Below are 10,954 nucleotides of genomic sequence, written 5' to 3' on the forward strand. Positions count from 1 at the left end.
GCGGCCCCCGGTCTCCGCCGGGGTGCAAGGTGGGGGGCCACGACCCCAAGGAGGGCCAAATGTCCAAGATGAAGACCAAGTCGAGCGTGAAGAAGCGCTTCCGACTCACCGCGACCGGCAAGGTCAAGGCCGGTGCCGGCAACAAGCGCCATATGCTGACCGCAAAGACCACCACCATGAAGCGCCAGAACCGCGGCATGTTCGTGCTGGACAAGCAGGACGGCGACACGGTGAAGCAGTGGCTGCCCTACGGGCTGGATCGCTGAGCGGGAGGGTCTGAGAGATGGCACGCGTCAAGCGGGGCGTCACCAAGCACGCCCGTCACAAGAAGGTCCTCAAGCTCGCCAAGGGCTATGTCGGCCGGTCCTCCACCGCCTACCGCCCCGCGCTGGAGCGGGTCGAGAAGGCGCTGCAATACGCCTATCGCGACCGCCGCAACAAGAAGCGCGACTTCCGCGGGCTGTGGATCCAGCGCATCAACGCAGCGGTGCGCGAGCACGGGCTGACCTATTCCCGCTTCATCGCCGGCCTGAAGGCCGCGGGCGTGGAGATGGACCGCAAGGTGCTGGCGGCCCTCGCCTATGACGAGCCGGCGGGCTTTGCCGCCATCGTCGAGAAGGCGAAGGGCGCCCTCCCCGCGCAGGCCTGATCCCTTTCCGGGATCGGCTTCATCGAACAGCTTGAGGGCCGTCCCCGGATTGGGGGCGGCCCTTTGCATATCCGGGACAGACCATGAGCGACGATCTTCAGGCGCTCCGCGCCGAGACCGAAGCGGCCCTGGCCGCCGCTGCCGACCTCCGTGCGCTGGACGCGGTGCGCGTCGGCGTGATGGGCAAGTCCGGCAGCCTCTCGGCCCTGCTCAAGGGGCTGGGCGCGGTGCCGGCCGAGCAGCGCAAGGAGCGCGGCGCCGCGCTGAACCGCCTCAAGGCTGAGGTCGAGGCGCTGCTCGAAGCCCGCCGCACCGCGCTGGAGGCGGAGGCGCTGGAGGCACGGCTGCGGACGGAGCGCGTGGATGTCTCCCTGCCCCCCCGCCCCTTCGCACCGGGCACCGCGGCCGATGGCGGCATCCACCCGATCAGCCGGACCATCGAGGAGCTGACGGCGATCTTCGGCGCCATGGGCTTCCGCGTGGTGGACGGCCCGGACATCGAGAGCGACTGGCACAATTTCGGCGCGCTCAACATCCCGGACCACCATCCGGCGCGGCAGGACCACGACACCTTCTACCTGCCCGGCACCATGCCGAACGGCCACCGCACCGTGTTGCGCACGCAGACCAGCCCGCTGCAGATCCGCACCATGCTGGCCGAGCCGCCGCCGATCCGCATCATCGCGCCCGGCCGCACCTATCGCGCCGACCACGACGCGACGCATTCGCCGATGTTCCACCAGGTCGAGGGGCTGGTGATCGACCGCGGCATCACGCTCGGCCACCTCAAGGGCTGCCTGATAGACTTTCTCCGGGCTTTCTTCGGCATCAGTGATCTTCCCGTGCGGTTCAGGTCCTCGTACTTCCCCTTCACCGAGCCCTCGATGGAGGTGGACATCGGCTGGAACCGGAAGACGGGTGAACTCGGCGGCGGCGGCGACTGGCTGGAGATCCTGGGAAGCGGGATGGTGCATCCGAAGGTGCTGGCGAATTGCGGCATCGACCCGCGCGAATGGCAGGGCTTCGCCTTCGGCATGGGGATCGAGCGCATCACCATGCTGAAGCACGGCATGCCCGATCTGCGCCCCTTCTACGAATGCGACCTGCGCTGGCTGCGGCACTACGCGAGCGATCCTCTCGCGCCGGCTTCGCTGCACGAGGGAGTGTGACGCGATGAAGTTCACCCTCTCCTGGCTGCGCGAGCATCTCGACACCGACGCGACGCTCGACCGCATCACCACGACGCTCTCGGCCATCGGCATCGAGGTCGAAGGGGTTCACAATCCCGCCGCGGAACTCGGGCAGTTTCGGATCGCCCGCGTGATCGAGGCGGCGCAGCACCCCAACGCCGATCGCCTGCGCGCGCTGCGCGTCGATGCCGGCGACGGCCGGGAATACTCGGTCGTCTGCGGTGCGCCCAACGCGCGCACCGGCATGAAGGGCGTGCTCGCGCTGCCCGGCGCCTTCATCCCCGGCACCGGAATCACGCTGAAGCAGGGCGAGATCCGCGGCGTGAAGTCGGAAGCAATGATGCTGTCCGCCCGCGAGATGGGCCTCGGCGACGACCATTCCGGCATCGTGGACCTGCCGGAGGACGCGCCGCTCGGCGCACGCTACGTGGATTACGCCGGCCTCGACGATCCGGTGGTCGAGATCAAGGTCACGCCGAACCGCGGCGACGCACTCAGCGTGCGCGGCATCGCGCGTGATCTCGCCGCCGCCGGGCTCGGCACGCTGAAGCCGTGGGAGGTTCAGCCGGTCGCGCCTGCCTATCCGACGCCGCTGCGCTGGACCATCGAGGACCGGCGTGCCTGCACCTGGGTGCTGGGCCGCGCGGTGCGGGGCGTGACGAACGGACCCTCGCCCAAGTGGCTGCAGGACCGTCTCACTGCCATCGGGCTGCGGCCGATCAACGCGCTGGTGGACGTGACCAACTTCTTCACCTTCGCCTTCGGCCGCCCGCTGCATGTCTTCGACGTGGCGAAGGTCGCGGGCGACACGCTGGCGATGCGCATGGCCCGTCCCGGCGAGGAATTGCCGGCACTGAACGGCAAGACCTATACGCTCACCGAGGAGGACGGCGTCATCGCGGACGCCGAGCGCGTCGAAGCATTGGGCGGCGTGATCGGCGGCGAGCATTCCGGCTGCGACGAGACCACCACAGAATGCTTCATCGAATGCGCGCTGTTCGACCCCGTGCGTATCGCGCAGTCGGGTCGCCGGCACGATGTGCGCACCGATGCGCGCTCGCGCTTCGAGCGCGGCATCGATCCCGCGCTGCTGCCCAAGGCGCTCGAGGCGGCGACGCGGATGATCATCGAGCTCTGCGGCGGCGAAGCCTCCGAGGTCTCGGAAGCCGGCGCGGAACCGGCCTGGGCGCGCGAGGCCACCTTGCGCTTCGACCGCGTTCGCGACCTCGGCGGACTGGACCTGGCGGCGCAGGAGGCGGAGCAGCGGCTGACGCGGCTCGGCCTCTGCACCGTGAGCCGCGATGCGGAGCGCATCACCGTCGCCGTGCCGCCCTGGCGCAACGACATCGCCGCGCATGGCGCGCTTTCGCAGGATCCCTCGCTGCCTGCCGATCGCGCCCGCGTCGCGGCGGAAGGCTGCGCGGCGATCGAGGCGGAATGCGACCTGGTGGAGGAGGTGCTGCGTCTCGGCGGGCTGGATGCGGTGCCGCCCGTCTCGCTGCCGGTCGCCTCGCCGGTGCCGCGGCCGGCGCTGACGCCGAAGCAGGCGCGCGCGGCGCTGGCCCGGCGTGTGCTGGCGTCGCGCGGGATGCAGGATTGCGTGACCTACGGCTTCCTCGCGCGCGAGACGGCGGCGCTGTTCGGGGACACGCCTGACAGCCTGCGGCTGGAGAACCCGATCGCGTCGGACCTCGACCAGATGCGCCCGACGCCGGTGGCCTCGCTGGCGATGGCGGCGGCGCGCAACTCGGCGCGCGGCTTCGGCGATGTCGCGCTGGCCGAGATCGGCGGCGCCTATCGCGATCCCTCCGGCCCGACGAGCCAGCTCGCGGTCGCGGCCGGCCTGCGGGCGGGCATGACCGCGCCGAGCTGGGCGGCACCGGCGCGCGCGGTGGACTGGCTCGACGCGAAGGGCGATGCGCTGGCGGTGCTGATGGCACTCGGCGTGCCCATGGCGGCGGTGCAGGTGACGGCCGATGCGCCGGGCTTCTACCACCCCGGCCGGTCCGGCGTGCTGCGCCAGGGGCCCAAGGTGGTGCTGGCGACCTTCGGCGAGTTGCACCCGAAGGTGCGCGGCACGCTCGACATCCCGGGCGCCGCGGTGGCCTTCGAGGTGTTCCTGGACGCCATCGCCGAGCCGAAGAAGCGCAGGAAGGGCGTGCCCGACCTGCCCGCCTTCCAGCCGCTGCGTCGCGACTTCGCCTTCCTGGTGGACGCGACCGTGCCTGCCGAGGCGCTGCTGCGCGCCGCCCGCGGGGCGGACAAGGCGCTGGTCGCCGACGTGACGCTGTTCGACCGCTATGCCGGGGACAAGCTGCCGGAGGGCAAGGTCTCGCTCGCCATCCAGGTCACGCTGCAGCCGCGCGAGCGGACGCTCACGGATGCCGAGATCGAGGCCGCCGGGCAGAAGGTGGTTGCCGCCGTGACGAAGGCCACCGGCGCGGTGCTGCGCGGCTGAATGCCGCAGCCGACCGGATCGGGCGATCCGGTCGGCCGCGGCGCCACCGCGTCAGAGTTGGCCGAACAGGTGCGCCTCGGCGCCCTGGATCGGGCCCATGGCCAGCCCCTGGTCGCTGCCCACCGCCTTCGAGAGCTGCTTGAGGAACCAGCGTGCGTTCTCGCAGGCGAAGCCCCAGTCGTCACGGTCCACGTCGGCGCTGTCGCGCTTCCAGATGCTCTGGCCCTTGTGCTTCTGTTCGAGCTTGTTGTAGCCCCAGATCGGCTGCCAGACGCCGCCATCCACATATTTGAAATAAACGTAGTCCGACTCCTCCTGCACGATCTTGGCGCCGAGCAGCGGCCCCTCTGTGGTGCTGTTGAAGGAGTGGTTCTCGTCGCGCTTCACGTGGAAACTGCTGATCAGGTAGCTGTAGTCGCCGGTCGGCGCGTTCTTGCCGTCCAGGATCGCCAGCGACAGGGGGCCGTTCCGCCCATGCGGCTTCTGGTCCAGCCTGATATGCCAGCCCTTGCGCGGGAACATGATGAAGTTCCGCATCACCTTGTAGAACCCGATCCTGTCGAGTTGCGCCGACGTGACGGTGAGAACGGCCATCGTGTCTGTCTCCATCCTGCCCTGGCGCGGTGCCGGCCGCGCGCGCGCAAGGCTAGATGTTTCGCGCCGCGCGCGATACGACTTTCAACGCATCACCCCCTGCGTGTGCTCGGCGATCATTGCACGATGATCATCCAGAGCACGCCGAAGCGATCCTGCACCATGCCGAACCGCGGCGAGAAGAAGGTCTTGCCGAGCGGCATGCGGATCTGCCCGCCATCCTCCAGCGCGGCGAAGAAGCGGTCGGCGGTCGCTTCATCCGGCACGCTCAGCGCCAGGCCGAAGCCCTGGAAGCTGGGCTGGCCGGCGCAATGCCCGTCCGAGGCCATGATGCTGGCGCCGCCGACCCGCATCACCGCGTGCATCACCTTGTCCTCGCTGCCCGGGGGTCCGTGCATGCCGTCGGGGTTGTCGCGGAAGCGCATCACCTCGCCCACCTCGGCGCCGAGCGCCTTGCGGTAGAAGGCCAGCGCCTCCTCGCAACGGCCATCGAAGAACAGGTAGGGCTCGATCTGCATGAGGGCGCTCCTTGCGAGTGGACGGTAAACCCATGGGTTAAGTTTAGACACAGGCCGGCGTTCTCATCAATCGGATCGTGGGTCGGGTTGGCCGGCTCGCGGTGTCGTGGCCGATGCTTCGGATCGCGGCGCCACCCTGACCGCGGCGCGGAACTGCGGCAGGCTGTCTCGGGGCAGGAGTCGGTCGGCGGCATGGGCACGGTACGGGAAGGCGGCAAGGCGCGGCATCTGGCGGTGCTCTGCCTCGCCGTGGTGCTGAGCCTGTCGGTATGGTTCGCCGGCACCGCGGCCGTTCCGGACCTGCTGGCCGAGGGGCTGGTGACATCGGGCCGCGCGGGCTGGCTGACGATGGCGGTGCAGCTCGGCTTCGTCGTCGGCACACTGGTGTCGGCGGTGCTGTCGCTCGCGGACCGGCGGGATCCGCGGCTTCTCTTCCTCGCCTGCGGGCTGCTGGCCTCGGCGGCGACACTGGCCCAGACGCTGGTGGCTCCCTCCGGCGTGGCGGCGCTGCTGCTGCGTTTCGTGGCGGGGGCGGCGATGGCGGGGGTCTATCCGGTGGGGATGAAGCTCGCCGCGAGCTGGGCGGAGGGCGACCTCGGCCTGCTGATCGGACTGCTGGTGGGGGCGGTCACGCTCGGCTCCGCCCTGCCGCATCTGGCCCCGACCCTGCTGGGGGGGATCGGGTGGCAGGCGGCCTATCTCGGTGCAGGGGTGCTGGCGGCGGCGGGAGGTGTCGCGATCCTGGCGTTCCGGCCGGGACCGCTGCTCGGCGCGCGGCCGCCATTCAGGCCTTCCCAGGCGCTGGAAGCATGGCGGAACAAGGGGCTGAGGCTCGCCAACCTCGGCTATCTCGGCCACATGTGGGAGCTCTACGCCATGTGGGCCTGGATCGGGCTGTTCCTGGCGGGTGTGCTCGGCGGGGCGCCGGGCCAGGCCGGGCCTTGGGTGTTCGCGGTGCTGGGTGCCGGTGCGGTTGGCTGCGTGCTGGCCGGCGTGCTGGCCGACCGCTGGGATCGTGCGGCGGTGGCTTCGCTGTGCATGCTGGCCTCGGGGGCCTGCGCGGTGCTGATCGGGCCGGCGGCGGCGCTCGGGCCCCTGGTGGTGCTGGCCATCGCGCTGCTCTGGGGCTTCACGGTGGTGGCCGATTCGGCGCAGTTCTCGGCCTGCATCGTCAGCCTCTCGCCGCCCGACTACGTGGGCACCATGCTGACGGTGCAGACGAGCCTCGGCTTCCTGCTCACCGCGGTGACAATCGGGGTGGTGCCGATGGCGGTGGGCTGGCTCGGCTGGGACTGGGCCTTCGCGGTGCTGGCACCCGGCCCCTTCCTTGGCGCCTGGGCGATGTGGCGGCTGCGGCCGCTGCTGCCGCGGGCAGGCTGACAGCCAAAGCTTTCCACCGCGCCGCACAGCCCCTATGTGGGGCGGGAACCCCCAGGGTCCCCAGATCCCCGCAATGACCGACGTTCCCCTCGACCGCATCCGCAACTTCTCGATCATCGCGCATATCGACCACGGCAAGTCCACGCTTGCCGACCGGTTGATCCAGACCACCGGCGCCGTGGCGGCGCGCGAGATGAAGGAACAGCTCCTCGACAACATGGAGCTGGAGCGCGAGCGCGGCATCACCATCAAGGCGCAGACCGTCCGGCTGACCTACCCGGCGAAGGACGGCAAGACCTACACGCTGAACCTCATGGACACGCCCGGCCATGTGGACTTCGCCTATGAGGTCTCCCGGTCGCTGGCCGCCTGCGAGGGCAGCCTGCTGGTGGTGGACGCCTCGCAGGGGGTCGAGGCGCAGACGCTGGCGAACGTCTACCAGGCGCTCGACGCCAATCACGAGATCGTGCCCGTCCTCAACAAGATCGACCTGCCGGCCGCCGAGCCGGACCGGGTGAAGCAGCAGATCGAGGACGTGATCGGGCTCGATGCGTCCGATGCGGTGATGATCAGCGCCAAGACCGGGCTGAACATCGAAGGCGTGCTGGAGGCGATCGTCACCCGCCTGCCGCCGCCGACCGGCAAGGCCGACGCCCCGCTCAAGGCGCTGCTGGTGGACAGCTGGTACGACAGCTACCTCGGCGTGGTGGTGCTGGTGCGGGTGAAGGACGGCACGCTGCGGAAGGGCCAGAAGATCCGCATGATGTCGAACGGTTCCACCCACACGGTCGAGCAGGTCGGCGTCTTCACGCCGAAGATGGTGCCGGTGGACTACCTCTCGCCCGGCGAGATGGGCTTCGTCACCGCCGCGATCAAAACGGTGGCCGACACCAATGTCGGCGACACCCTGACCGAGGACCGCAACCCCGCCAGCGAGGCGCTGCCGGGCTTCAAGCCGTCCGTGCCGGTCGTCTGGTGTGGCCTCTATCCGGTCGATGCGGACGATTTCGAGAAGCTGCGCGAATCCGTGGGCAAGCTGCGGCTGAACGACAGCAGCTTCCACTACGAGGCGGAGAACAGCGCGGCGCTGGGCCTCGGCTATCGTTGCGGCTTCCTTGGGCTGCTGCACCTGGAGATCGTGCAGGAGCGCCTCTCCCGCGAGTTCGACCTCGACCTGATCGCGACGGCGCCTTCCGTGGTCTACAAGATCCGCAAGACCAACGGCGAAACCATGGAGTTGCACAACCCGGCCGACATGCCCGATCCCTCGGTGATCGCGGAGATCGAGGAGCCTTGGATCAAGGCCACCATCATGGTGCCGGACGACTACCTCGGCCCGGTGCTGACGCTGTGCAACGAGCGGCGCGGCCAGCAGGTGGAGCTCACCTATGTCGGCAATCGCGCCATGGCGGTGTACCGCCTGCCACTGAACGAGGTGGTGTTCGACTTCTACGACCGGCTGAAGTCGATCAGCCGCGGCTATGCCAGCTTCGACTACGTGGTGGATGGCTACCAGGCCGGCGATCTGGTGAAGATCTCGATCCTGGTGAACAGCGAGCCGGTGGATGCGCTGTCCTTCATGGCGCACCGCAGCCAGGCGGACCGGCGCGGCCGGCAGATCTGCGAGAAGCTGAAGGAGCTGATCCCCCGCCAGCTGTTCAAGATCCCGATCCAGGCCGCGATCGGCGGCCGGGTGATCGCGCGCGAGACCATCTCCGCCATGTCGAAGGACGTCACCGCCAAGTGCTACGGCGGCGACATCACCCGCAAGCGCAAGCTCCTCGAGAAGCAGAAGGAGGGCAAGAAGCGCATGCGCCAGTTCGGCAAGGTCGAGATCCCGCAGAGCGCCTTCATCGCCGCGCTGAAGATGGACGCCTGATCGGATCCTCCCGGCATCCTACGGTTGAACCGAAGGCCCGCCCGTGGTCTGACATTCGCCGTGATGCCCGAGAGTCGCGACGACCTGCCAGACGGCGGCGGATTGCCGGCGGCCGACGCGCTGCGCCGGCGCCTGGCGGAACTCGAGGCCGAGAATGCCCGCCTGGCACGGGCGCTCGAAGCTGCCGGTGGGCCCGCCGAGGCTGCGCTGCGGGAGAGCGAGGCGCGCCTCAGGCTCGCACAGGAAGCAGGTGGAATCTGCTCCTGGGAATGGGATGTCGAGACAGGCGTGCTGCACTGGTCGGATAGCTGCCACGCCCTGCACGGCACCGATCCGTCGGTTCCGCCGAGCCAGGAGGCCTGGATGTCGGGCATCCACCCCCTCGACCGTGGCGCGATGGCGGCGGCGATCCGGGAAGCGATCGAGGGCAGGCTCGACACCTGGGACACCGAGTTCCGCTTCACGCGCTTCGATGACGGCGCGACCCGCTGGCTGGTGGGGCGCGGGCGGGTGGTCCGCGACGCGGCGACCGGCATGGCGGTGCGCCTGCGTGGAATCGGCCTCGACATCACCGAGCGGAAGGCCGCGGAGGAGCGCCAGGCGCTGCTGATGCTGGAGGTGGACCACCGCGCGCGCAACGTGCTGGCCGTGGTGCAATCGGCGCTCCGGCTGACGCCGCGGGGGGATGCCGAGCAATATGCCCGCGCCGTGGAGGGCCGCATCGCCGCCCTCGCCCGCGCGCACGCGATGCTCGCCGATGCGCGCTGGCAGGGCTCGGAGCTGGGGGCGCTGCTGACCGGGGAGTTGTCGGCCTTCCTCGCCACCCAGCGGGTGGAGCTGGCCGGTCCGCCGGTGATGTTGCCGGCCCGAACCGCCCAGCCTCTGGCCATGGCGGCGCATGAGCTGGCGACCAATGCGGTGAAGCATGGTGCGCTCTCCAGCGCCGAAGGCAGTGTGACGGTCACCTGGGCGCTCGAGCAGGCTGACTCGGACCAGCCCGTGCTCGCGCTGCGCTGGGCCGAGGCCGGCGGGCCGCCAGTCACGCCGCCGCAGCGCCGCGGCTTCGGCTCCCGAGTGCTCGAGGGCGTGCTGCGCCAAGCAGGGGGTCGCGTGATGCTGGACTGGGCACCGGAGGGCCTGGTCTGCCGCCTGCAGGTGCCGCTCGGCAGCCCGGCCGACTCGACCGCGGGGACGAAGCGCTGAGGGAACTGGCGCGACGGGCAGCGCCTACCTAGATGCCGGGTTCAGCGGCAACAGAACCGCGGCCGGAATCACACGCATCCAAGGAGTCCCACCCCATGGTCCCCATAGGCAAGCGCGCCCTGCTCGGCGCCGCGGCGGCGGTCCTTGCCGCCCCCGCCCGCGCCCAGCGCAGCTACCCCACGCGGCCGGTTACCATGGTCGTTCCCTTTGCCGCCGGCGGTCCCACCGACACCGTCGCGCGCCTGGTGGCGCAGGCGATGGGCGCCGAGCTCGGCCAGACCATTGTGGTGGAGAATGTCGCCGGTGCCGGCGGCACGCTTGGGGCGCAGCGCGTCGCCCGTGCCCGTCCGGACGGCTACACCATCCTGCTGCATCATATCGGCATGGCGACGATCCCAACGCTCTACCGCCGCCTGGCCTACGACCCCATCAACGGCTTCGAGCCGCTCGGCCTGGTGACCGAGGTGCCGATGACGCTGATCGCACGCCGCGACTTCCCGGCCGCCAACCTGGAGGAGATGGTGCAGGTGATCCGCCGCGAGGGGACGAAGCTGAACTACGCCAATGCCGGCATCGGCGCGGCGAGTCATCTCTGCGGCCTGCTGTTCATGAAGTCCATGGACACGGCAATGACGACGGTGCCCTACCGCGGCACGGCGCCGGCGATGAACGACCTGCTGGCCGGGACCGTGGATGTGCTGTGCGACCAGACCACCAACACCACCGAGCAGATCCGCGCCGGCACCGTGAAGGCCTATGCGGTCACGACGCGGGAGCGCGTCGCCTCCCTGCCTGAGGTGCCGACCGCGGCCGAGGCCGGGCTGCCGAACTTCGAGGTCAGCGTCTGGCACGGCCTCTATGCGCCGAAGGGCACGCCGCAGCCAATCGTTGCGCAGCTGAACCGCGCCCTGGTCGCGGCGCTGCAGGATCAGAATGTGGCGCGCCGCTTCGCCGATCTCGGCACCGCGCCGGTGCCGGTGGCACGCGCGACGCCGGAGATCCATCGTCAGTTCTGGCAGGACGACATCGCGAAGTGGCGGCCGCTGATCCAGGCGGCGGGGCAATTCGCGGACTGAGCGACCC

At 70.0% G+C, this 10,954-nt stretch carries 10 protein-coding genes; 8 read left to right on the forward strand and 2 right to left on the reverse strand.

Annotation, left to right across the window (positions count from 1 at the left end; genetic code table 11):
• Positions 1-59 precede the first annotated feature (59 nt).
• The 4 genes from rpmI (at position 60) to pheT (ending at position 4,297) form a co-directional block, all read left to right on the forward strand.
• Complete coding sequence (gene rpmI / locus ACESM1_RS10850; protein ID WP_219765424.1) at positions 60-266, forward strand: 50S ribosomal protein L35; 207 nt, start codon at positions 60-62, stop codon at positions 264-266.
• A gap of 17 nt (positions 267-283) precedes the next feature.
• Positions 284-649, forward strand: coding sequence for a 50S ribosomal protein L20 (rplT, locus tag ACESM1_RS10855; protein ID WP_372619969.1), 366 nt, complete (start codon positions 284-286; stop codon positions 647-649).
• A gap of 83 nt (positions 650-732) precedes the next feature.
• The gene (gene pheS, locus ACESM1_RS10860) at positions 733-1,818 is read left to right on the forward strand and encodes a phenylalanine--tRNA ligase subunit alpha (protein WP_372619970.1); all 1,086 of its coding nucleotides are present in this window, start codon (positions 733-735) and stop codon (positions 1,816-1,818) included.
• Between the two features lie 4 nt (positions 1,819-1,822).
• On the forward strand, positions 1,823-4,297 hold the full coding sequence (gene pheT / locus ACESM1_RS10865) for a phenylalanine--tRNA ligase subunit beta (RefSeq protein WP_372619972.1): 2,475 nt from the start codon (positions 1,823-1,825) through the stop codon (positions 4,295-4,297).
• Positions 4,298-4,348: 51 nt separating this feature from the next.
• On the opposite strand, the gene ACESM1_RS10870 is transcribed toward pheT, so the two are convergent.
• Together ACESM1_RS10870 and ACESM1_RS10875 are read right to left on the reverse strand one after the other, a co-directional pair.
• Positions 4,349-4,891, reverse strand: a complete 543-nt coding sequence (locus ACESM1_RS10870) for a hypothetical protein (RefSeq protein WP_372619974.1) — start codon at positions 4,889-4,891, stop codon at positions 4,349-4,351.
• Positions 4,892-5,007: 116 nt separating this feature from the next.
• Complete coding sequence (locus ACESM1_RS10875) at positions 5,008-5,409, reverse strand: VOC family protein (RefSeq protein WP_372619975.1); 402 nt, start codon at positions 5,407-5,409, stop codon at positions 5,008-5,010.
• 192 nt (positions 5,410-5,601) lie between these two features.
• Between ACESM1_RS10875 and ACESM1_RS10880 the strand changes: the two genes are divergently transcribed.
• From ACESM1_RS10880 to ACESM1_RS10895, 4 genes are all read left to right on the forward strand, one after another.
• Positions 5,602-6,789 carry an MFS transporter gene (locus tag ACESM1_RS10880; protein ID WP_372619977.1) on the forward strand — a complete coding sequence of 396 codons (1,188 nt, stop codon included), beginning with the start codon at positions 5,602-5,604 and terminating at the stop codon, positions 6,787-6,789.
• Between the two features lie 73 nt (positions 6,790-6,862).
• A complete protein-coding gene (lepA, locus tag ACESM1_RS10885; protein ID WP_372619979.1) occupies positions 6,863-8,668 on the forward strand; it encodes a translation elongation factor 4 in 1,806 nt (601 codons plus the stop codon).
• A 63-nt stretch (positions 8,669-8,731) separates the two neighbouring features.
• Complete coding sequence (locus ACESM1_RS10890) at positions 8,732-9,871, forward strand: HWE histidine kinase domain-containing protein (protein WP_372619981.1); 1,140 nt, start codon at positions 8,732-8,734, stop codon at positions 9,869-9,871.
• A 95-nt stretch (positions 9,872-9,966) separates the two neighbouring features.
• Positions 9,967-10,947 carry a tripartite tricarboxylate transporter substrate binding protein BugD gene (locus ACESM1_RS10895; protein WP_372619982.1) on the forward strand — a complete coding sequence of 327 codons (981 nt, stop codon included), beginning with the start codon at positions 9,967-9,969 and terminating at the stop codon, positions 10,945-10,947.
• Positions 10,948-10,954 lie beyond the last annotated feature (7 nt).

Source organism: Falsiroseomonas sp., from assembly GCF_041690465.1.
In the GTDB taxonomy this organism is placed as follows: Bacteria; Pseudomonadota; Alphaproteobacteria; order Acetobacterales; family Acetobacteraceae; genus Falsiroseomonas.

What these genes read in the sequence shown, in the direction of transcription:
- rpmI (WP_219765424.1), top strand. Translation starts at nt 60, where the DNA reads ATGTCCAAGATGAAGACCAAGTCGAGCGTGAAGAAGCGCTTCCGACTC.
- rplT (WP_372619969.1), top strand. Translation starts at nt 284, where the DNA reads ATGGCACGCGTCAAGCGGGGCGTCACCAAGCACGCCCGTCACAAGAAG.
- pheS (WP_372619970.1), top strand. Translation starts at nt 733, where the DNA reads ATGAGCGACGATCTTCAGGCGCTCCGCGCCGAGACCGAAGCGGCCCTG.
- pheT (WP_372619972.1), top strand. Translation starts at nt 1,823, where the DNA reads ATGAAGTTCACCCTCTCCTGGCTGCGCGAGCATCTCGACACCGACGCG.
- ACESM1_RS10870 (WP_372619974.1), bottom strand. Translation starts at nt 4,891, where the DNA reads ATGGCCGTTCTCACCGTCACGTCGGCGCAACTCGACAGGATCGGGTTC.
- ACESM1_RS10875 (WP_372619975.1), bottom strand. Translation starts at nt 5,409, where the DNA reads ATGCAGATCGAGCCCTACCTGTTCTTCGATGGCCGTTGCGAGGAGGCG.
- ACESM1_RS10880 (WP_372619977.1), top strand. Translation starts at nt 5,602, where the DNA reads ATGGGCACGGTACGGGAAGGCGGCAAGGCGCGGCATCTGGCGGTGCTC.
- lepA (WP_372619979.1), top strand. Translation starts at nt 6,863, where the DNA reads ATGACCGACGTTCCCCTCGACCGCATCCGCAACTTCTCGATCATCGCG.
- ACESM1_RS10890 (WP_372619981.1), top strand. Translation starts at nt 8,732, where the DNA reads ATGCCCGAGAGTCGCGACGACCTGCCAGACGGCGGCGGATTGCCGGCG.
- ACESM1_RS10895 (WP_372619982.1), top strand. Translation starts at nt 9,967, where the DNA reads ATGGTCCCCATAGGCAAGCGCGCCCTGCTCGGCGCCGCGGCGGCGGTC.